This is a genomic window from Cellvibrio sp. PSBB006, assembly GCF_002162135.1.
GTDB lineage: Bacteria > Pseudomonadota > Gammaproteobacteria > Pseudomonadales > Cellvibrionaceae > Cellvibrio.
The window spans coordinates 399683-420343 of record NZ_CP021382.1; the positions used below are offsets into that span (position 1 = coordinate 399683).

20 protein-coding genes are annotated in these 20661 nt (G+C 50.8%); 11 read left to right on the forward strand and 9 right to left on the reverse strand.

Going from position 1 to position 20661, the window contains the following annotated elements:
* Positions 1 to 2: 2 nt before the first annotated feature.
* Entirely contained in the window at positions 3 to 1727 is a 1725-nt protein-coding gene (locus tag CBR65_RS01780; RefSeq protein ID WP_087465271.1) for a DUF4153 domain-containing protein, read from the reverse strand.
* A gap of 96 nt (positions 1728 to 1823) precedes the next feature.
* Here CBR65_RS01780 and CBR65_RS01785 point away from each other — a divergent pair, with 96 nt between their 5' ends.
* On the forward strand, positions 1824 to 2051 hold the full coding sequence (locus CBR65_RS01785; RefSeq protein ID WP_087465272.1) for a DUF2835 domain-containing protein: 228 nt from the start codon (positions 1824 to 1826) through the stop codon (positions 2049 to 2051).
* Between the two features lie 64 nt (positions 2052 to 2115).
* Entirely contained in the window at positions 2116 to 3138 is a 1023-nt protein-coding gene (locus CBR65_RS01790) for a quinone-dependent dihydroorotate dehydrogenase (RefSeq protein ID WP_087465273.1), read from the forward strand.
* 158 nt (positions 3139 to 3296) lie between these two features.
* On the opposite strand, the gene rmf is transcribed toward CBR65_RS01790, so the two are convergent.
* Positions 3297 to 3521, reverse strand: coding sequence for a ribosome modulation factor (rmf, locus tag CBR65_RS01795; protein ID WP_087465274.1), 225 nt, complete (start codon positions 3519 to 3521; stop codon positions 3297 to 3299).
* Positions 3522 to 3940: 419 nt separating this feature from the next.
* On the opposite strand from rmf, the gene rlmKL reads away from it, so the two are divergent.
* From rlmKL to CBR65_RS01825, 6 genes are all read left to right on the forward strand, one after another.
* Positions 3941 to 6196: a bifunctional 23S rRNA (guanine(2069)-N(7))-methyltransferase RlmK/23S rRNA (guanine(2445)-N(2))-methyltransferase RlmL gene (gene rlmKL, locus CBR65_RS01800; RefSeq protein ID WP_232461312.1), complete on the forward strand. Its 2256-nt coding sequence runs from the start codon at positions 3941 to 3943 to the stop codon at positions 6194 to 6196.
* A 64-nt stretch (positions 6197 to 6260) separates the two neighbouring features.
* Positions 6261 to 6728, forward strand: a complete 468-nt coding sequence (locus CBR65_RS01805) for a hypothetical protein (RefSeq protein ID WP_157671945.1) — start codon at positions 6261 to 6263, stop codon at positions 6726 to 6728.
* Complete coding sequence (locus tag CBR65_RS01810) at positions 6698 to 7144, forward strand: hypothetical protein (protein WP_087465276.1); 447 nt, start codon at positions 6698 to 6700, stop codon at positions 7142 to 7144. The genes CBR65_RS01805 and CBR65_RS01810 overlap by 31 nt, the downstream gene beginning before the upstream one ends.
* Positions 7145 to 7339: 195 nt before the next feature.
* The gene (locus CBR65_RS01815; protein ID WP_087465277.1) at positions 7340 to 8068 is read left to right on the forward strand and encodes an SIMPL domain-containing protein; all 729 of its coding nucleotides are present in this window, start codon (positions 7340 to 7342) and stop codon (positions 8066 to 8068) included.
* Between the two features lie 183 nt (positions 8069 to 8251).
* Positions 8252 to 9262, forward strand: a complete 1011-nt coding sequence (gene msrP / locus CBR65_RS01820; RefSeq protein WP_087465278.1) for a protein-methionine-sulfoxide reductase catalytic subunit MsrP — start codon at positions 8252 to 8254, stop codon at positions 9260 to 9262.
* Positions 9263 to 9341: 79 nt separating this feature from the next.
* Complete coding sequence (locus tag CBR65_RS01825) at positions 9342 to 9947, forward strand: sulfite oxidase heme-binding subunit YedZ (protein WP_232461313.1); 606 nt, start codon at positions 9342 to 9344, stop codon at positions 9945 to 9947.
* A gap of 32 nt (positions 9948 to 9979) precedes the next feature.
* On the opposite strand, the gene CBR65_RS01830 is transcribed toward CBR65_RS01825, so the two are convergent.
* The 6 genes from CBR65_RS01830 to earP all read right to left on the reverse strand — a co-directional run bounded on the left by CBR65_RS01830 (position 9980) and on the right by earP (position 17098).
* A complete protein-coding gene (locus CBR65_RS01830; protein WP_087465279.1) occupies positions 9980 to 10936 on the reverse strand; it encodes a hypothetical protein in 957 nt (318 codons plus the stop codon).
* Between the two features lie 63 nt (positions 10937 to 10999).
* Positions 11000 to 11854 (reverse strand): 5'-methylthioadenosine/S-adenosylhomocysteine nucleosidase, encoded by an 855-nt coding sequence (gene mtnN / locus CBR65_RS01835; protein ID WP_087465280.1) that lies wholly within the window; start codon positions 11852 to 11854, stop codon positions 11000 to 11002.
* A gap of 19 nt (positions 11855 to 11873) precedes the next feature.
* Positions 11874 to 12896 carry an adenosine deaminase gene (gene add, locus CBR65_RS01840; RefSeq protein WP_087465281.1) on the reverse strand — a complete coding sequence of 341 codons (1023 nt, stop codon included), beginning with the start codon at positions 12894 to 12896 and terminating at the stop codon, positions 11874 to 11876.
* A 355-nt stretch (positions 12897 to 13251) separates the two neighbouring features.
* Positions 13252 to 15141 (reverse strand): sodium:proton antiporter, encoded by a 1890-nt coding sequence (locus CBR65_RS01845; RefSeq protein WP_087465282.1) that lies wholly within the window; start codon positions 15139 to 15141, stop codon positions 13252 to 13254.
* A 200-nt stretch (positions 15142 to 15341) separates the two neighbouring features.
* Positions 15342 to 15908: an elongation factor P gene (gene efp / locus CBR65_RS01850; RefSeq protein WP_087465283.1), complete on the reverse strand. Its 567-nt coding sequence runs from the start codon at positions 15906 to 15908 to the stop codon at positions 15342 to 15344.
* A 38-nt stretch (positions 15909 to 15946) separates the two neighbouring features.
* The gene (gene earP, locus CBR65_RS01855; protein WP_087465284.1) at positions 15947 to 17098 is read right to left on the reverse strand and encodes an elongation factor P maturation arginine rhamnosyltransferase EarP; all 1152 of its coding nucleotides are present in this window, start codon (positions 17096 to 17098) and stop codon (positions 15947 to 15949) included.
* Positions 17099 to 17281: 183 nt separating this feature from the next.
* On the opposite strand from earP, the gene CBR65_RS01860 reads away from it, so the two are divergent.
* Both CBR65_RS01860 and CBR65_RS22405 read left to right on the forward strand, forming a co-directional pair.
* Entirely contained in the window at positions 17282 to 17818 is a 537-nt protein-coding gene (locus CBR65_RS01860; RefSeq protein ID WP_087465285.1) for a DUF2058 domain-containing protein, read from the forward strand.
* A gap of 190 nt (positions 17819 to 18008) precedes the next feature.
* A complete protein-coding gene (locus CBR65_RS22405) occupies positions 18009 to 18149 on the forward strand; it encodes a hypothetical protein (RefSeq protein WP_232461314.1) in 141 nt (46 codons plus the stop codon).
* A gap of 41 nt (positions 18150 to 18190) precedes the next feature.
* On the opposite strand, the gene CBR65_RS01870 is transcribed toward CBR65_RS22405, so the two are convergent.
* A complete protein-coding gene (locus tag CBR65_RS01870) occupies positions 18191 to 20020 on the reverse strand; it encodes an ABC transporter ATP-binding protein (protein ID WP_087468869.1) in 1830 nt (609 codons plus the stop codon).
* Positions 20021 to 20254: 234 nt separating this feature from the next.
* On the opposite strand from CBR65_RS01870, the gene CBR65_RS01875 reads away from it, so the two are divergent.
* Positions 20255 to 20647, forward strand: a complete 393-nt coding sequence (locus tag CBR65_RS01875) for a hypothetical protein (RefSeq protein ID WP_087465286.1) — start codon at positions 20255 to 20257, stop codon at positions 20645 to 20647.
* Positions 20648 to 20661: the final 14 nt, after the last annotated feature.

Consider the following 20661-nt stretch of genomic DNA (forward strand, 5'->3'; position numbering starts at 1 on the left):
GCCTACGGCGTTGCGTCCTGATTCACTTGCAACGTGAAGTCACCCAGTTGTAGATGCTTCCAGCGCGGCGTTACGGTTTTGATGGTTTGTTGCTGCAAGGTATCAATCAGTTTTTTCGCATCATACTTTTGCTTGTCGAGTCGGCTAAGGGTGAGTTTTTCCCACACATCTCCCTGCTGGGTGAACAGTGAAACATTCGGGAAATGTTCTGTGATATCCACCAACACATAATCGTTGCTGCCGTCTTCATCCAGATCAACTGGCATCAAGTAGTAATCTTTTATATTGCGTAAACGCCAGGGGTTGCTGATCAGGTCGGCGTAGATGGCATCGGCCAGTGCGGTTGGGATGGTGTGTTCGGGAAGAACGCGAATGGCTTTGAAAAGCTGGTCTCTATCAATCGGATTTGTTTTGTTCGTGTGGTCGCGATAGAGGCTGTCGATGGCAATCGCAACGGCCGGGTGACTCTCGTTAAAATCCTGCTTAAGTTTTTGTAGGGCTTCATAGCCGGGTTTCATCAAATCGCGGCGAAAATAATGAATGTCAAAATCCTCGGGCTTCACTTTGCCTGACTCCAGTTGCGCCAGCTGGCTGTTGACAGATATCTTGCGAAAATCCACCAGCGGTGAATTGATCAGTATCATGGTGCACAACAATAAAATTCCCATCCGCACATTGACCCAACTTAGCCTGTGCAACCACGCATCGCGTTGCTTGATAATGCCCCAGAGATAACCCACGGAAAACAGCGCGAGAAAGCCCCAGACCAGAAAGCCCCAGCAGCGATCTACCGTCCATCCATATTGTTGTACTCGTAAGCTCAAACCATAAAAAGCAATGGCGCTGTAGATGGGTAACAGGGCAATGCCGAGATAAATAAAACGGTGGATAAACAGCGGGTAAGGTTGGGTGTCGGGATCGTCTTGGTAGACGGCGTTGAGGAAAAATAACATCAATGCCTGCATACACAAAATCAATGCGCTGCCGCTGTTTGTTTCCCATAAAGGGTCGAGGCCGGTGAAGGGTAAGGTGACTAGAAACAGGATGGAAACCAGGGTCAGAATCACCAACAAAAATTTCATCAGGGCTTGCTGGATGCGCGTGATGGTGTCGATAACCTTGTATTGGCTGCGAAAGATAAGTACCCCGAAGCCATGGGCCAGTGACAGTGCCGGATAATAAAACCAGGGTTCTTTAAACAGGTCATCAAAGAAGTCAATCTTGATCACCTTGAACAATTCTGCCCACAGATTAAGAATGCCCCAGACGCACAGCATAAATAACAGCGCAAGACCGAGTGTTAAAAAGTTTCGCCAGGAAAAACGAAATAGATCTGCGTAGTTGAAAGGGTTTCCGGTGGCACGTTGCTGGGCATACATCAACAATTTGAAGCTGGCGATGCCCAGCGTGGAAACAAAAGCGACCAAGGAACCGGTGAAGCGTAGATGCTCAAGAGGAATCACCTGACTGCCGACATAATATCCTGTGAGGCCGCAGAGCAGGGTGAAGGGCAAGATCCAACGAATAATCGTTCGCCAGTTGTCCGACTCTAACGACAACAGCAACATCCAGGGGCCGATGATGACCATGCTGTACAGGCAAAACAGCCATTGCGGTTCTTGATGCGGCCAGAATCTAAATTCGATGGACTGGTGCAGGATAAGCAGCAAAAAGCCTTGAATCAGAGCGATGGCGAGTAATAGTTTTCGCGGCAGGGCAGCGTCCATAATATGATGTGTTTCCTGTTGTTCGTCGGGTTCGCCTTATCCTAGGGGATGAACCTGTGTTTTGGTAGTGAGCACTTTTTATTTTTGTAGCGAGGAATGTCTTTGCGCGATCTCATCGTCAACCTCATGATTTCCCCTGATGAATATCAACGGCTATATCAGGGAGCAGTGCGGGATGTTCTGGCCACCAGCGTGGATGGCCGACGGGTTCGTTTCCCGGCGATGATTCTGCGACCTTACGTGACGCATCTGGGGATTCGCGGACGTTTTCGCATCCTGTTTGATGAAAACCACCGCTTCCAGGGCATTGAAAAAATCGACTAGGGCGGGTGAATCCAGTATCCTTGCGCGCAGTTTTCAGCCCTTCCAATAGCCTGTAATGACGCCTATGTACTCAACGCTCAGAAACCTCCTGTTCCGCCTCGACCCCGAAGTTTCCCATGAATTCAGCCTCGATATGCTGGGTGCCGCCGAACGCCTGAAGTTGCTGGAGTTGTTTATCTCTGCACCGGCTTATAACCCGGTTGAGGTGATGGGGTTGCGCTTTCCTAATCCCGTGGGTTTGGCTGCAGGGCTCGACAAAAATGGCGATTATTTCAATGCCTTGGGTGCTCTGGGATTCGGTTTTGTTGAGATTGGCACCGTGACACCCCGCCCGCAACCGGGTAATCCCCAGCCGCGCCTGTTCCGCATTCCTGAGCGGGAAGCGATCATCAACCGTATGGGTTTCAACAACAAAGGCGTGGATCATCTGGTTGACCAGGTACGCAAGCGCCGCTATCAGGGCATTCTGGGGATTAATATCGGCAAGAACGCCACCACCCCGGTGGAAAATGCAGCGGATGATTACCTGATCGGTATGCGCAAAGTCTATGCCCATGCGGATTACATCACGGTCAACGTATCTTCTCCCAATACGCCCGGTTTACGGGATCTGCAATTCGGTGACAGCCTCAATCGCTTGCTGGAGACCCTGAAAAAAGAACAGTTAACCCTGCAAGAAGCACATCAACGCTATGTGCCGGTCGCGGTGAAGATCGCGCCGGATATGGATGATATCGCCATTGCCCAGGTAGCAACTGCCTTGGCCGAGCAGGGCATGGACGGGGTGATTGCTACAAACACGACCATTGGACGTGAAGGCGTGGAAGGCTGCGTTAACAGTGAAGAAGCCGGTGGCCTGAGTGGCTTGCCGGTGCGCGACAAGAGCACACGTGTGATTGCTGGCCTGCACAGCCACCTGGGGGGCAAGCTGCCGATTATCGGCGTTGGGGGCATCTTTGATGGTCCCAGCGCGGTAGAGAAGATCAAGGCAGGCGCCAGTCTGGTGCAGATATACAGCGGGTTTATTTATCGTGGTCCGGCGGTGGTTACCGAGGCTGCCAGCGCTATTGCGCAGATGGAAAAATGAGGGAATTTTATGATCGGCAATCCGGTATTTTTATTAATCGGATTACCCTGGGCTGAAAAAAAGAAGCCCGCGAGTAGCGGGCGTTTGGTCATGACCGAAGTCATGGCAGGATTGCCCGAATAGCCGTCGGGCGCGGTTGGGATTGTGTCAGTATCTGATCAAGTACTCATAGGAAGTTGTTGGATATTGCTCAGCTTTTGCACCTGAGCCATGCGATTTAAACCGTCCCATTGGTCAATGCGCGATTCGCGCCATCCATTTAACCATTGCTGTCGAGCGGTACCGCTGTCGTGTGGACACAAACTCCTTGAACGACCTTCAATACCAGCTTTATACCCTTTACTGAATGCGCGTTCTGTTTGGTCACGTTTTTGACGTTTCATCAGTTATAGCACCTCTATGTAACGGTTGTTGCGGTGGTTAGTTTTTGTTTCGCTTTTTGATGCTTCTTACCTTGTATTGCAGATGTTGGAAGTGTCCATCCGTTTTTCAACTCTCCATGGCTAGAATGTTGAATGCACGTTTGGAACGAGGAGTTACAATCACCGTGACGTAATACGTCATATACCCATGCCGTGGCGCCGATGACTGTACTCGGTTGACATCATCCGATTGTCATAAGTTCACGGCGGAAGATCAGTACAACAAAAAAACGCAGTACTTTGAACGATTTTATTTTTATAGCCAGCGCGCTCTATAGTACTTAAAACTCTAGCAAATCGATTTGACAAATCGTAAACCCGCATGAGTACTGGGCTGCGCGCTGATGGCGCATATTTCCGCGCGACACAAAGGATAACGCATGATCGAACATCAATTTTTTGCTACGTGCCCGAAAGGCATTGAAAATCTCCTGTATAACGAACTGGCCGACCTGGGCGCGACCGAGTTGCGCGAAACTATCGCCGGCGTTTATTTTCATGCGTCACAGGAAACTGCTTATCGCATTTGTTTGTGGAGTCGTCTGGCCAATAAAATTTTGTTGCCCTTGGCCAACTTTACTGTGAACAGTCAGGACGAGTTGTATCAGGGCGTGCGCGATTTGCCCTGGCAAGACCATCTAAATCCGGGCGGTTCGTTGTTAGTGGATTTTACCGGCACCAATGACGCCATTCGCAATACACAATTCGGTGCGGTAAAAGTGAAAGATGCCATCGTCGATTGTTTACGTGATTTCAGTGGCGAGCGTCCATCGGTGGCAAAACGTGATCCGGATTTACGCGTGAATGCGCGGCTTGCTAAAGATAAATTGGTGATCAGTATTGATTTGTCCGGTGAAAGTTTGCATCGACGCGGTTATCGCATCAAGCAGGGCAATGCACCGTTAAAAGAAAATCTTGCCGCCGGTATTTTATTACGCGCCGGTTGGCCTGCGGTGGCGGCGGAGGGCGGGGCACTGCTCGATCCGATGTGCGGTTCGGGAACTTTGTTAATTGAGGCGGCGATGATGGCTGCTGATATTGCACCGGGATTGGGACGGGCCAGCTTTGGTTTTGAACGCTGGTTGAATCACCGTAATGATATCTGGCTGTCGTTGCGTGAAGAAGCCTTTGATCGCCGACGTGATGGCCTGGCAAAAAATTTACCGGAAATCCGCGGCTACGATGCTGATCTTAAAGTCATTCGCGCCGCCGAAGAAAATATTGTCAGTGCAGAGCTGGATCATTGGTTACGTGTCAGCCGCAAGGAATTGGCGGAGTTTAAAAAGCCGACCCATGCGCCCATGGATTATGGTCTGGTCATTTGTAATCCACCTTACGGTGAACGCTTGGGGGAAATTGAATCCTTGAAACTTCTGTACGCCCACATGGGTGAGCGGTTGCGCAATGAATTTCAAGGGTGGCGTGCCGCCATCTTTACCGGTAATCCCGATTTGGGTAAGCAAATGGGATTGCGCGCTGAGAAAAAATACAAGCTCTTTAACGGAACCATCGCCAGCGAGGTTTTATTATTTAACATTGACCGTGACGCCTTTGTTCAAAGCCGTGTAGAGCAGGACGGGCGCTTCAGCAAGGATGATCGCGAGCGGCAAATCGCCGAGGAAAAGGTCAAAGTCGAAGATAAAGCGGCGCAAGCAGCGGCCCTGACTAACGGCGCGCAGATGCTGGCCAATCGCCTGCAAAAAAACCTGAAACAACTGGATAAATGGGCGCGAAAAAACAATATCAGCTGTTATCGCCTGTACGATGCCGATATGCCGGAATACGCAGCAGCCATTGATATTTATCGCGGCATTCCGCAGGACGGGCGCAACGAACAGACCTACGTGCACGTACAGGAGTACGCGGCGCCGAAATCTGTTGACGAAGACCGGGCGGCTCAACGCTTTGCGGAGATTGAAATGGCCGTGCCCTTTGCGCTGGATGTGCCGATAAAAAATATCAGCTACAAACAGCGACGCCGCAACAAGGGCAGCGCGCAGTATGAAAAGCTCAGTGATCGTCCTACGGGCGATCTGGTCACTGTTGTTGAGGGCCAATCGCGTTTGCATATTAATTTGTGGCAGTATCTGGATTCCGGGTTATTTCTGGACCATCGCCCGGTGCGCGATCGTATTGCGCAGATAGTAAAAGACAAACGTTTTCTTAATTTATTTTGCTACACCGCAACCGCCAGCGTGCGTGCTGCTATGGCGGGCGCGCGATTTACGGTGAGTGTGGATATGTCCAATACCTATCTGAATTGGGCGCGTAAAAATTTCGCACTGAATGGTTTAAGCGAGTCGCGCAATCGGCTGGAGCAGGCAGATTGTCTAAAGTGGCTGGAAGAAAATACCCAGCAGTTTGATGTGATCCTGCTAGATCCGCCAAGTTTTTCCAATTCCAAACGCATGGAAGATGTGCTGGATATCCAGGCGGACCATGTCACCATGATCCATCATGCTATGCGTGCCTTGGCAGAAGACGGGACGCTAATGTTTTCGAATAATTTGCGCAGTTTCAAATTGGATTATGACGCGCTAAAGGATTACACCATCCAGGATATCAGCGCCCAGACGATTGATCAGGATTTTCAGCGCAATGCGAAGATCCATCAATGTTGGTTAATTAAACACTGATTCTCGTTCCTTAGCTTGGCAGAATATCGCCGGTTCGGAAGCGCGAACAACAGGCAATAATGTCATGAAAAGAATTACGCAGGATTTTTTAGCACAGGTGATAAGAAAAACGATACAGTATTTTCTATTCGGTATGGCGTTGCTGGCTGGGCAATCCTCGGCACAGTCATTCTGTTTTGCCTCTGCCAGCAGCTATTACGAGCAGGTTTACTGTGAACTACAGGCCAGAGGCGAGGCAAAAACCCTGCCGCCGTTTTATCAATTCAAACGTAACGATGCGACCACCCAGGCACTTTTATTAAAGCGCCCGGCAGGGCGTATTGGCATCGAGTTACCCATGCCAAAATCTACGGCCAAAAAAATTACACCAAAATCGACGCCGCAGCCGGAGCGAAAACTGCCAGCACTTGTTGAGCAGAAACCACAACCACAAACAACAACTTCACCACCCATATCCCGAAAACCCTCGCATCATCTACTTGCGAGCTTAATGGCGAAACAATGCACTGCGGCAATCAACAATTTACTTTGATAGGCAATCGCCGTAACCAACGTTTGGCACAAGGCGTATTGGATGCCGAGAATAAAATGGCGCTACCTGTTTATAGCGGCAGCGCCTCAGATCAAACTGCCATAGATGCCTATTTAGCGCGAGCTTATCGCCAGTACATTGAAAAGATGCACGAGATAGGTTTGGGTGGTGTCACCATGACGTATGGAAAGTTCTATTTTTTGTTTTTTGATTTGCAGGAAAAAGGGCTGGATTTCAGTCAGCGTTTTGAAACCATGTATGGTTTTTTAAAGAAAGACAAAGCCACCATGGGCGTCAGTGAAACCCTGACGCCGGATAGCCAGCTTGAAACCAAAGATTGTGATCCGCTGGCTGAGCATATGTGGGTATGCAGCCGGTCAGGGCGGAATTATTTATACCTGGCAGAGTCGGAATAGGGCGCCATTTCTGGTCGTGGGAAATGTAAATTTTGTTAAAGATTTGGCTGGACAAGCGCGAGGTTCATACGGGGTTAAGGCTGGCTGCGCGATCCTTACACCGTTTTACAAATTGAGCTGATCGTTTCCACTATAGTGGCGATGAAACTATTTATTGTTTTCCATCGTATTTCTTCTGTAACAAAAGGACACTTTATGAATCACTTACTTGCCCTGGTATTGTTGTTAACCTCTGCCGTCGCATTTGCGAACCCTTTGCCGGCCAAGCCGCATATTTATGTGGAGGGTTCGGCGGAGATTGAGGTCATCCCTGATGAGATGACCATCACCTTGGGCCTGACCTCGGAGAATATGGATGTCGGTGTAGCCAAGGCTGATGTGGATAAGCGTTCAGTACATCTGATCAATACTCTGAAGGCTATGGATATTGAGGCGCGCGATATTGCGACCACGGCGCTGCAGGTTACGCCGGTTTACGATTATGTTGAAGGTAAGCAGGTGCCGCGCGGCAGCCGGGTTTATCGCCAGGTGGATATTACCCTGCGCGACCTTGAGCGTTATGGCGCGCTGATGCAGGCGTTGATGGATGCGAAGATCTCCAACACCGTGGATACCAGTTTGTCGGTGTCGGATGAGAAGGTGGTGAGTGATCAGGCGTTGATCAAGGCGCTGGAGGATGCGCATTCGCGGGCGGCGGCTTTGGTGGAGTCCCAGGGGCGCAAGTTGGGTGATGTGCATTCGATTTCGGAGTTTGAGTTGCGCCGTGAGGAGACGTATTTCCTGGTGCCGAATCGTGAGGTTTATGGTGAGTCTGCCCAAGGGTTGGCGGTGAGTGCGGATATGCGGATGAAGAGTTCGGAGCCGTTTGAGCCGGGGGTGATTCGGGCGAAGGCTAAGGTGTATGTGGTGTATTTGATTAAGTAATTCTGGTGTTTATACCGAGCTTTAGTCGGTCGTGCCGCGAATACCGTTGTCGACTCTGAGACTCGCCGTGAACCCTTCCGTGGGGGCTCATCAGCAGCATCCGTGCTGCCGATGGTCTCAGAGTCGACAACGGTATTCTCTCTGAGAGAATGTGCCATAAATTTTTAAATTCGGGTAACTGCCATGCTAATCAAGAAGCCGTCGGATATTCCCTCCTCAGACATTACGCCGGAAGCGATTTATCGGGCGCGACGGGATTTTATGCGTGGGGCTTTTTCGGTGGGTGTGTTGGGTGCGGCGGGGATGGTGGTGCCGGGGGTGTTGGCGGAGCCGGGTTATGTGGCAGCGGAGGCGGAGAATAAAGGGCCGGATTGGTTGAAGCGGCAGATCGCGTCGGCGACGGCGGACTCTCATAAAGTGAGTGATAAGTTGACGCCTTACGAGCATGTTACTCAGTACAACAATTTTTATGAGTTTGGTTACAACAAGGATGATCCTGCGGAGAACAGTAAAGATTTTCAGCCGCATCCCTGGTCGCTTGAAATAGCCGGGGAGGCGGGGAAGACGGGTCGGTTTACGTTGGAAGATATCCTGAAAGGCATGACGCTGGAGGAGCGGGTGTATCGTCTGCGTTGTGTTGAGGCCTGGTCGATGGTGATTCCGTGGGTTGGTTTTCCACTGGCGAGTTTGTTGAAGCGTTTTGAGCCGACGGGGAACGCGAAGTACGTGGCCTTCACTACATTGAAAGATCCCAAACAAATGCCGGCGCAGAAGAGTGCCTTCAGCAGTATTGATTGGCCTTATGTTGAAGGTTTGCGCATGGATGAAGCCATGCATCCGTTGACGATATTGGCGGTGGGTTTGTACGGTAAGGTATTGCCCAATCAGAACGGTGCGCCCTTGCGATTAGTAGTGCCCTGGAAGTATGGTTTTAAAAGTATTAAATCTATCGTGAAGATTGAGTTCACCGAAAAAGAACCGCCGACTACCTGGAATATCAGCGCACCGCAGGAATACGGTTTTTATGCGAATGTAAATCCCAAGGTGGATCATCCGCGCTGGAGCCAGGCCACCGAGCGACGCCTACCCAGCGGCTTGTTTAGCCCCAATATTATCGATACTCAATTATTCAACGGCTACGCCGACGAGGTGGCCCATCTCTACAAAGGCATGGACCTAAAAAAATACTACTAACCGTACCGTAGGTCGGATTAGCGGCAAAGCCGCGTAATCCGACAACCAACTTTCTAACCAAACCAACCCGGATAACCTCGTGCAACAAATCCCCACCAGCTGGCGACGCCTCATCATCTTTCTCTGCGCACTCATTCCTTTCGCCTGGCTGGTCTTTAACACCATCACCCAGCAACTCGGCGCTGATCCCGCGAAAACTATTGTGTTATTCACCGGCGAATGGACGATTTATTTTTTGTTTATCACGTTATCTGTCACACCCTTACGCCGTTTATTGGCATGGAGCTGGCTGATGTCGCATCGCCGGATGCTGGGTTTATTTGCGTTGTTTTATGGATTGTTGCATTTACTGTCGTATCTGATTTTTATCCTCGGGTTGGATTTCAGTCGTCTGGTGTCTGAAACACTCAAACGACCCTACATAACCGTAGGGTTTCCGGCGCTGTTGATTCTGGTTGCCTTGGGCATTACCTCCACACAAAAGATGATGCGGCGCTTGGGGAAAAACTGGGTCAAGCTGCATCGTCTGGTATACCTTGCGTTGATTCTGGCCTGGATACATGTTTTATGGCAGGTGCGCTCCAGCTATTTTGAGGCAGCTGTCTACGGTGCTATTGTGGCGGTATTGCTGGGAATACGCCTGTTTTGGGCCGTCAAAAAAAATAAACGTCGCGTGGCTCAATAGCCATTTACTGTTATTTATACCCGCCTTGCCGGTTATTTATAATTTCCCTGCAAGTACCGATAAAACGCGGGATTTACCCAAATCGTTTCCGGGTTGAGAGTCCAGGTTTTGTTAAGTGCAGCAATATTTTTAATTAAGCCTGGCGCTTTGTTCGGCAATGCGAGCATTACAGCGGTTTCCTCACCGTGACTTACCAGGATCTGGGTAACCGGATGAAAATTTGGTGCAGCCACCCGGCTGCGGTAATAGGGTTGCCACCAGGCACTACGAATAAGCCCTGACTGTTCAGCACGATTTTTTTTAGCGTAACGATTCACTATCTGCATAAAGCGTTGTTTGTCATCGGCAGTCGCAAAGCCAAAGTGTAAATCGTATTCACGTGCTTCTATCAGGTGGCGATTGTCGCTTAATCGAATGGTGTTGGGATTTGGTGTGCCCCAATCATCACGATGCAAAAAGGCTGATGTTTTCAGAGAAAAACCAACCTGCGCCTCAAGTCCTTCACTGGCCAGCAGCGCGAGTAACTGTTGAGCGTGATCAATATCATTGTGGCCATAGATAATATGCGTCTCACGCTCGAACAACGGCCAGGGAGTCGTATAGATGTTATAACCGGTCGCCACGCTCTGGTCGATCACCGAGCGCAAGGCAATAGCAAAATCAGAATGGCCTTCTTTCGAGGCGCTCAGCCAGCGTGTTTCAATACGTTGGTATACAGAAGGTTCACGCAGGTTTCCGAGATAGGCAAGGTCCGGTTTGTTGTAATGTGCAACAAAGCTGGCGAGATCCACTTTTGTTGTGGGGGCGTCGAGAGTTTTGAGCACAGCCAGAGCCTGTTGCTCGGAAAAATCCTCGGCTTTGCCGGCATCCCTGCCGGTGATACGCGTAACTTTCTCTATAGAAAATGTTGCTGCCAGTTCGCTGTAGCCTAATTGTTTTACTGCATCAGCGTAGATTCCGCCGTAACAGGGAAGCGCAATCAATAGCATTGCAAGTCTTGCAAAAAATGACACCTTCATCGTTTATTTTTCCCGCGTCACAGAGGTTTTGAACTATAAAAATTTTACCAGGTGTAAGGAAAATTTTGCGGCCTCGCGTGCGGCAATAGGGCCAAGGCGCAGATAGTCATCATTGGGTGCTTCCTGGGCAACATTGGAACCGGCACGCACAATTAAGTAAGGCACACCCAAAGCTTCGCACACATGACCCAGTGGGGCGGATTCCATCTCCATGATGTCAGTTTTGAAATGGTTGCGCAGCAGATCAATGCGTACCTGCGGAACACCGAATAAATCCGATGACGCCACGACACCATAGCGCACCGAATTTTTATAGGTGCTGTCATTGGCGGTTACGGTTTGTGGTTCGTAAGTATCCATGGCTTTTTTTGCCAGGGCCAACATGGCTGCGGAGGGTTTAAATTCATTGGTCACCTCCTTGCCATCATCGGGTCCGTTCATCGGGCGATACACCATATCGTTTGCTGTGAGGCTGCCATAGTCGTGCTCATAGGTATGCGTTGCCACGATAACATCACCCGTGCGCAACTGTTGATTGATGCGTGCACCGGTGCCCGTCATGAGTACCATGCGCGGTTTAAATTCCTTAATAAACAACGTGGTTGTCATGCCGGTGAAGGTTTTTCCGATACCGGTGATGGCGATAACCACGGGTTTGCCATGCAATTTCCCTTGCCAATAAGGTATACCCCACAAACTTTTTTTCTCAGGATTTTCCAGTGCATCGGTGAGTACCGGAATTTCCTGGGGCACAGCGCCAAGTATCACAATGGTATCCGTCGGTTCGTAGAAGCGCGGTTTTTCCTGCGCCTGGCTGGCCAGTGTTAGACACGCAAAAAAGCTGCTGAGAATAAGTAAAAGTACCCGTTTGTGGATGAAAAATTTCATGACATTATCCCGATATACATTAATTGGCCGGCTGGTCAGTGATTGTGGTGACATACTCGTTGAGTAACGTCAGATAATGATTTTTTTGGGCTTCCGGTAACCAGGCAACCCGAAACGCATTGCCAACCAGCTTGGTGATTTCTTCGCTGGTGAATTGCCCTTCCTGTTGCAGCTCTACCAGGTTTTCATTGAGATACGCGCGGAAATAAGCAGGATCGTCGGAGTTGATGGTGGCGAGCATGCCTTTTTGTAGCATGGTGCGAATTTCTGCAGAGGTAAGTGATTGCACTACAAAGCGGTTGGACACCGGGCACACGGTCAGCCCCAAACCGCGTTTCTTTATCGCTTCACATAACGCATCGTCTTCCAGCGAGTTCACGCCGTGGTCGATGCGGTCCACGATAATCTCATCGAGACATTGGCCAATGTGAACCAGCGTATTTTGCTGATTCACATCACAGTGCATCGTCAGTTTTAAACCCATCTCCCGCGCTTGCTTGAAGACCTCTGCAAACTTAACCGGTGGGTTATTTTTTTCATCTGAATCCAGGCCTACACCAACAACCCAGTCGCGGTAGGGTTTGACCATTTCCAGATGCGCCATGGCGGATTCCGCGCTCATATCCCGCAGGAAACACATGATCAATTGGCTTTCGATACCGAGTTTTTCTTTGGCATCCACCTGGGCTTTGTGAATGCCGGTGATAACTACCCCAAATTCGACCCCGCGACTGGTGTGCGCTTGTGGATCAAAAAACACCTCGGCATAAACCGTATTTTGACTGCGTGCCTTACTCAGATAATTCCAGGTGAGCTGGTAAAAATCAGCTTCGGTGCGCAACACGTCCATGGCGGCGTAGTAGATGGTTAAAAAAGAGGGCAGGTCGTAGAAGTTGTAAGCAGCGATCAATTCGTCCGGCGTTTTGTAGGGCAGGTCGATCTGATTGCGCTGTGCCAGTTCAAAACTGAGTTCCGGTTCCAGTGTTCCTTCCAGGTGAACATGCAATTCCGCTTTGGGCATGTTTTCAATAAAAGTTTGCATCGTTAGCTCCCAGGGTTCACTTGTTGTTGCCCCTGATTTGCAACTTTCATTCCCCTTTATGTGAATGCTTGAAATAAGCTGACTAATTGGACAATAAATTAAAAAGCTGACTGTTTTGCGCTAGGGAGCTGCACTAAAAGAGGTGAGGTAGGATGTCAGTAGGGCGTTTCTGGTGCGATATAGGTGCTTCGTAGTCCGTTTGCCACTCAGGTTTTTGTTTCGAAAACGCATACTACATCCCTGTAGCTCCCGCAAATCATCCGTGATTTGAGGGTTTCGAAACAAAAACCTGAGCGGCAAACTCACGTTGTGCGCTCTTAAAGTCAAGCTGTCCGAATGGACAGCTTATTGGCTTTTACTGCGGATCTTCAGGTGTGGTGGGCTTCACTTCAGTCTCCGGTGTAATCAAACTGATAATTTGCCAACCCGCTTTAGGTGTCCAGGCACGCTTGGTGGGTTCATGGCGAGGTGCCGCGTTGCTTTCCTTGGTGTTCGTCTCAGGGGTATACATGCCCGCGGTATAAATAAAGGTGCGATTGTTTGGGTCGAGGGCGATCAGTGGCAGGGCGCGGGTGCCGTAGTTATTGGCGTAGTCCTCGATGGTAAAGGCTTCCGTCAAGGGGGTGGTTTTTATCTGGGCGCCGCGCGCCATCAGGCTGGCCAACTTGCCGTAGGTAATATCGTCCCCGAACAGGCTTAAATTCCTGGCGTAATCTTCGGCCTGTTTGTGGCTGGCGCGGGTGTCTTTTTCTCCGTAGCCCAAGCCCCATACATTGCCTTCGCCCAGAATGGCTTCGTAGTCGTAACTCAACACGGGGTTGAGTTGGCGATAGGGTGAGAGAATCAAGAGATGGCGAGTGAGCACAAGGTCGAGCGTGCGGTGGGCGTGCTCGGAGGCGGGGTTGCCATAGTAAGTGGGAATATTCTGCATGCGGGCTGCGCGGATGTTATCCCAGTTGGTATCTGCCAGTTTGACTGGAATATCCTGTTTGATGAGTTCGCTGGCCAAGGCGCGGGGAAATGCGCTGGCGCCAAAAATCAGTAAGCCTTGTGGAGCTGGCGCGCGCACGCCTAACAGTTTGGCGAAGGTGCCGGCGGTCAAACTCTGCAATACAACGGTGGTGATAATCACCAGGAATACCATGGGGACAATTTTTTCTGCTTCGAGGAAGCCAGCCTCTTCCAGTTTCAGGGCAAAGAGTGCTGATACGGCGGCGGCAACGATTCCGCGTGGTGCAATCCAGCTTAGCAATGCCAGTTCGCGCCAGTTCAGGGATGTCCCGATACTTGAGGCCAACACACTCAAGGGCCGGGCGACAAAGATGACCACCAGCAGCACAAATACCACGCCCCAGCCCAATTGGCTGATCGCATAAAAATCGATACGGGCGGCCAGCAGGATAAATAAGGCTGAAATCAGCAAGACACTGAGGGTTTCCTTGAACTCCAGGATGCTGTCCACTTCAACGTGCTTCATGTTGGCCAGCCAGATACCCATGACCGTTACTGTCAACAGGCCGGACTCTTCGGCAACATGGTTGGAGAGTGCATATGCGCCCAACATCAAGGTCAGCACACCGGTATTTTCCAGGTAGTGCGGAAACCAGTTACGACGCAAGGCGACCCCCAAAAAATAACCGGCCGCGGCACCCAGGCCGAAGCCGATGGCTAATGTCAGGCCAAAGGTCTGAAGGGTATGCACAAGTGCGGTTTCCTGAGAGGAGACCACAAATTCATAAACCAGAACGGCCAGCAGGGCGCCGATGGGGTCAATCACAATGCCTTCCCAGCGCAGGATGTTGCCAATATTCGCTTTGGGCCGCACGGTGCGCAACATGGGGACAATGACGGTGGGGCCGGTAACGACCACAATAGCGCCGAACAAAAAGGCCAGTTCCCAGGACAGATTGAGAAAGTAATGTGCGCTGGGTGTCACGATCAGCCAGGTAATAAGGGAGCCCAGTGTGACCAGGTTGCGCACCATGGTGCCGTGATTTTGCAAGTCGCTGAAGCGCAAGGTCAGGCTGCCTTCAAACAGGATGATGGCGACCGACAGTACGACTAAGGGAAAAAGCAGGTCGCCGAACAGGGCGTCCGGATCAAGGATATGAAACCCCGGCCCCAGCGCGAGGCCAGCTAATAACAAGGGCAAAATAGCGGGAATACGAATGCGCCAGGCGAACCATTGGCAGGCGATGGATACCAATCCGACCAGGACGAGTAATGAGAGGCTGTCTAATGCCATGTGCTACTCCTTTTATTTTCGTCCGGGGGAGTATAGCAAGCTGGCGGGGCTCGTCCCTGTGTTGAAGGAAAATGTCAGGAAGTTGGTCGATCTGTTACATAAAATCTGCGGTTTCTAGTACCCATAAACCTAGTACCCATCAATCTGGCGCCCATAAAAAAGCCCCATAAAGATGGGGCTTTTTACTGAACACGAGTCGATTAGGCTTTAGCGCGCGACTTGTATTCGCCGGTACGGGTATCGATGGAAATCAAATCGCCAATCTCAACGAACGCAGACACTTGCAACTCAGTACCGTTGTTCAGGCGGGCGGTCTTCATCACCTTGCCGGAAGTGTCGCCGCGTACAGCCGGTTCGGTGTAGGAGATTTCACGCACGATGGTGTTGGGCGGGGTGATAGAGATAACGCGACCGTCGTAAAACACCGCTTCGCACACGTCCTGCATGCCGTCTTCGATGTACAGCAGCAAATCGCCCAGGTCTTCTTTAGTCACTTCGTATTGCTCGTAATCAGAGTCCACGAACACATACATAGGGTCGGAGAAGTAGGAGTAGGTCACTTCTTTGCGATCAAGGATGATGTCTTCGAACTTGTCGTCGGCTTTGTAAACCGTTTCGGTGGCAATGGCGCTCAGCAGGTTCTTCAGCTTCATCTTAACAACGGCGGAGTTACGGCCTGACTTGTTAAACTCCGCTTTCTGGATAACCCAGGGTGAGCCGTCGATGTTGATTACATGACCGGCGCGCAGTTCTTGTGCAGTTTTCATGACGAATCCCAAAAATTGATGGTTAAAATCGGCGGCTACTATAGCGGTTTTTCACAAAATTGCACCAGCTTTGCAGCCAAATCCCCCAAAGAATTTAGGGTTTGCTCCCAGTGGTGGCTGTGGAGCTGCCATTCCGACAGTCGCTCCATGCACAGGTTCCACCCATTCTGGCAGTTGTCTCCACGGTTCCAGCTATACCACAGGTCTTCAAGCGCCTGCGCCAGCGTGGGCGATAAACCCTGGTGGTAACGCTCCATAAACGCCGCCAGCTTGACCAGATGTGCCTCTTCGTCCTGGGGATAGATATGCCAAACCAGTGGCTTGGCCGCCCACTGCCCGCGAACAAAGGAATCCTCTCCCCGCACAAAATTGATGTCGCAGCTCCAGAGCAGGCGGTCGTACTGGTCTTGTGTCATAAAAGGAATTACCTGCAAGGTCAGCTGGTTTTGCGTTACCTTGGCGCCGATAGTTGGGGTGAGATCGAAGTAGCGGCTAATCGACGTGAGAATCCTGCCCTCGGGCACCAGGCAATGGATCGGTCGGGACGATTCGCGCCAGGTTTCCACTAACGAATGGATGGCGGGGTTTTCGTAACTGAACAGAGAGATAAGCAAGGTATCCGGAGCCATTGATACCCCCATGGACGCCAGGAAATTTGCTCGATCTTCGGGATTTGTCTGAAACGTGTCGCGCTCTGGACGCAACTGCGTTTCACACAACAAGCCGCCGGTTTTCTCGGTAAAGCCGGGGAAGAAAAAGGTCTTGGCTAAGCCATGTTGCGGATGGATGGAGCGCATACCATGGCAGTCATCCACCCAGGCTTCGGCACTCAGATATTCCAGGTTCAACCAGTGTGGGCGCACAGACTGCCGGGCCATGGCGGCAACGTAGGTCGCCGGTAACTCGCAGGCAAAAGCCTCAATCACCACCTCGGCAGGTACTGTCGGGGGAAATTCTGCCGGCCAGTGAATGACCTCAACGCCACTGACGACTTGTTGCGCGCAATCTGTGGTGCTGGGCCACAGGCGGCGCAGTGCGGCAAGGTCATCCAGCCACAGGCGGACCGACAGGCCATATTCAGACTGTAATTGTCGTGCCAGCCGCCAGCAAACACCGATATCGCCGTAATTGTCGATAACCCGGCAGAAAATATCCCAGCGGCGGGGTGGTAAGTGTTCAGTGTTCTTCATAGGGTTTGGTTCAAGCCAGCAAATCGGTCAGCCAAAAAAGATTGCCAGTCTATCAGTTTGGCGCTGTGGGCTGTCCGAAACCATGGGCAGTTTGAAATCGCGGGACGATATTGCCAATCCAGGTAATTGCTGCGAGAGTGACGCCCTGGCTGTGATCCATCAGAAAAACGGGAAGAGGTAGGTATGCCATCTCTGCAAGATCAATTATTGAAAGCGGGTCTGGTTGATAAGAAGCAAGTCAAACAGGTCAATAAAGAAAAGCGTAAACAAACGAATGTAGCCCGCCGTTCGGCGGAAGAGGTTGTTGACGAGGTTAAACAACAAGCGGAACAGGCGCGGCTGGAAAAAGTGCAGCGCGATCGCGAGTTGAATCGGCAGCGTGACCAGGAGTTGCAAAATAAAGCGATCGCCGCGCAGATTAAACAATTGGTGGACAACAATCGCCAACCCAAAGGTGGCGAGGTTGAATACAATTTCACCGACGGCAAACAGATCAAGAAAATTCGCATGAAGCCGGAGATGCAGCAGCAACTGATTCGCGGGCTGTTAACTATCGTGAAATCAGCCGGTGAGTATGAGCTGGTGCCGCGTATCATCGCTGACAAGATTGCATTGCGTGATCCCGATTGTGTGCTGGTCGCCAATGCAAAAGCGGCCACCGACACCAAAGATGATGATCCCTACGCGGATTACGTTATCCCTGATGATTTGATGTGGTAATTCTCCCCCGGGTTGAATTACTTCGTGTATTCCTTGGCCGCTTGAACAGTTGCCTGCTAACCACGCACAGTGACCACTATGTTGAAAAATCCTGTGACCGCGATATTGCGCAGTAACTCACCGCGCGGTATCAAAATTATTGCGCTGAGTTTGTTGCTGGTGATGGTGTGCGCCGCGCCCTTGATGTTGTATGTTTTTTTTTGGCCCGGAAGACGGCAACCCGGTTGGTCTCGGATTGCTCTTTGCCGGCGGTGCGCTGGTTGCGCATGTCGGTTTTACGGTGGGGCTGGTGTTGTTGATCTGGGATGTCTTTATTAAAAAGAACAAGTAGGTCGGATTAGCGCAGCGTAATCCGACCTACATAGCGCGTGATTACACCTCGCCCAGGAAGCCGCCGGATTGGTGAGCCCAGAGTTGGGCGTAGAGTCCGCCCAGGGCGATGAGTTCGCTGTGGGTTCCCTGTTCAACGATGCGGCCCTGATCCAACACAATCAAGCGATCCAAAGCGGCAATAGTCGATAAACGGTGTGCGATAGCGATAACCGTTTTACCTTCCATCAAGGTTGTCAGGTTGGCCTGAATAGCCGCTTCCACTTCCGAGTCCAGTGCTGACGTTGCTTCATCCATAATCAGGATTGGTGCGTCTTTGATGAGTACTCGCGCGATAGCAATGCGCTGACGTTGTCCCCCGGATAATTTCACACCGCGTTCACCCACATGGGCATCGTAGCCGGTGCGATGCTTGCCATCATCCAGGTGCTGAATAAAATCATGAGCTTCGGCCTGTTTGGCTGCACGAATCATATCGTCTTCCGTGGCATCCGGTTTGCCGTAAAGTAAATTATCGCGCACCGAGCGGTGTAGCAAAGACGTATCCTGGGTCACCATGCCGATATGCGCGCGCAGGCTTTCCTGCGACACTTCGGCAATATCTTTTCCATCAATCAGAATCTTGCCGGCCTCCACGTCATAAAAACGCATCAGCAAATTCACCAGCGTGGATTTACCGGAACCTGAGCGACCGACCAGGCCAATTTTTTCCCCCGCTTTTATATCGAGAGAGAAATGATCAATCACGCCGCTGCCTTTGCCGTAATGAAAACTCACGTTGTTAAAGCTGATGGCGCCATGTTCGATCGCGAGCGCGGGTGCATCGGGCTGATCTTGTACATCGCGCGGTTTGGAAAGCGTATTTAAACCATCGCGAGCGGTACCGATATTTTCAAAGAGCGAAGACACTTCCCACATAATCCACTGCGCCATGCCGTTCAGGCGCAACACCAAGCCTACCGCCGCAGCGATAGCGCCGGTAGAAATAGCGGATTCGGTCCACAACCAGATAGACAAAGCCGTTACGGAAAAAATCAGCAGTGCCGTCAAGGTCCATACACCGCTGTTCAACAGCGTAGCCAGACGCATTTGCCGGTAAACAGTAGTCAGGAAATATTCCATGCCTTCTTTTGCATAGGTCGCTTCACGTCGGGAATGTGAAAATAATTTCACTGTGGAAATATTGGTGTAGGTGTCCACCAGGCGGCCGGTCATGTCGGAACGCGCATTGGCCTGCGCGGCGGATACTTTCGCGAGGCGCGGGAGAAAGTAATAAAGCAAACCCGCATAACAGATAAACCAGATCAACAGCGGGATCGCCAGCCGGTAATCCATCGACGCTACCAGCAACACCATGCCAGTAAAGTACACGGCGACATACAACAAGACGTCGAGTAATTTCATGACGGTTTCGCGCACTGCCAGTGCGGTTTGCATGACTTTGGTCGCGATGCGCCCGGCAAATTCATTCTGGTAAAACGCGAGACTCTGACCCAGCAAATAGCGGTGCGCCTGCCAGCGAATCCGCATCGGGTAATTGCCTAATAACGTCTGGTGGATGACTGTCGAATGGAGAAGTACGGCGCAGGGCAACAAGAGTACGATGACCACGGCCATCAGAATCAATTTGTCACCGGATTCCGAAAATAAACTGGCCGGTGTATGGGCGTTGAGCTTGTCGACCAGTTCTCCCAAAAAGCCGAACAGCGAGACCTCCATGATGGCAATGGCGCCGGTGAGCAGTGCCATAAATACCAGATGAAATTCTATGCCGCGTGTGTAGTGGCGGCAAAACGCAAACAGTGTTTTGGGCGGCTGTTGCGGGTCCTGGGGTGGGAAAGGTTTAATCAGGCTTTCAAAAAAAGTAAACATGGCAACCAACATCAATCAGTGAGAGCCCGACATTCTGATGATAAACATTGACTGTTTAATGTCATCGAACAGGGAATAGGTCATGGTTAAAATTCGGCGGCCAGTCTATCATTTCGTTGTCGGCCATGCTCGCCAAATGCGCAGACTGCTGACAACCTCGGACATTTCTTTACATTTGTTTGTGATTAAAGAATAACCGCATCCTGTCTTTGTACCTGTATTTGAGAAAAAGCGATGAAAAATTTCCTGCTCTGTTTTGCTGCCGGTTGTGTCGGTGGTGTGATCTATTGTGTGGTGATGTGGCTGTTCAGCCGTTACGGTATTTCGCAATCTTTCGGTGTTAGTTTGTACGGGTCTGTTGCCCCGCAGTGGATGTACCCGCGTATTGTCTGGGGCGGTTTGTGGGGTCTGTTGTTTTTGTTGCCGATGCTGACCAGCAGTATCTTTATGCGCAGTTTCGTCATCAGTTTGATTCCGACATTTGTTCAGCTTTTTATTATTTACCCTTTCTATGCCGGCAAAGGTTTTGCGGGTTTGCAGCTTGGCATGATGACGCCCTTGTTGGTGTGGTTCTTTTTTTGGGTGTGGGCGTTTGCGACGGTGATTACCTTGCGGTTGGCCAGGTAATATGAAAAAAGCCC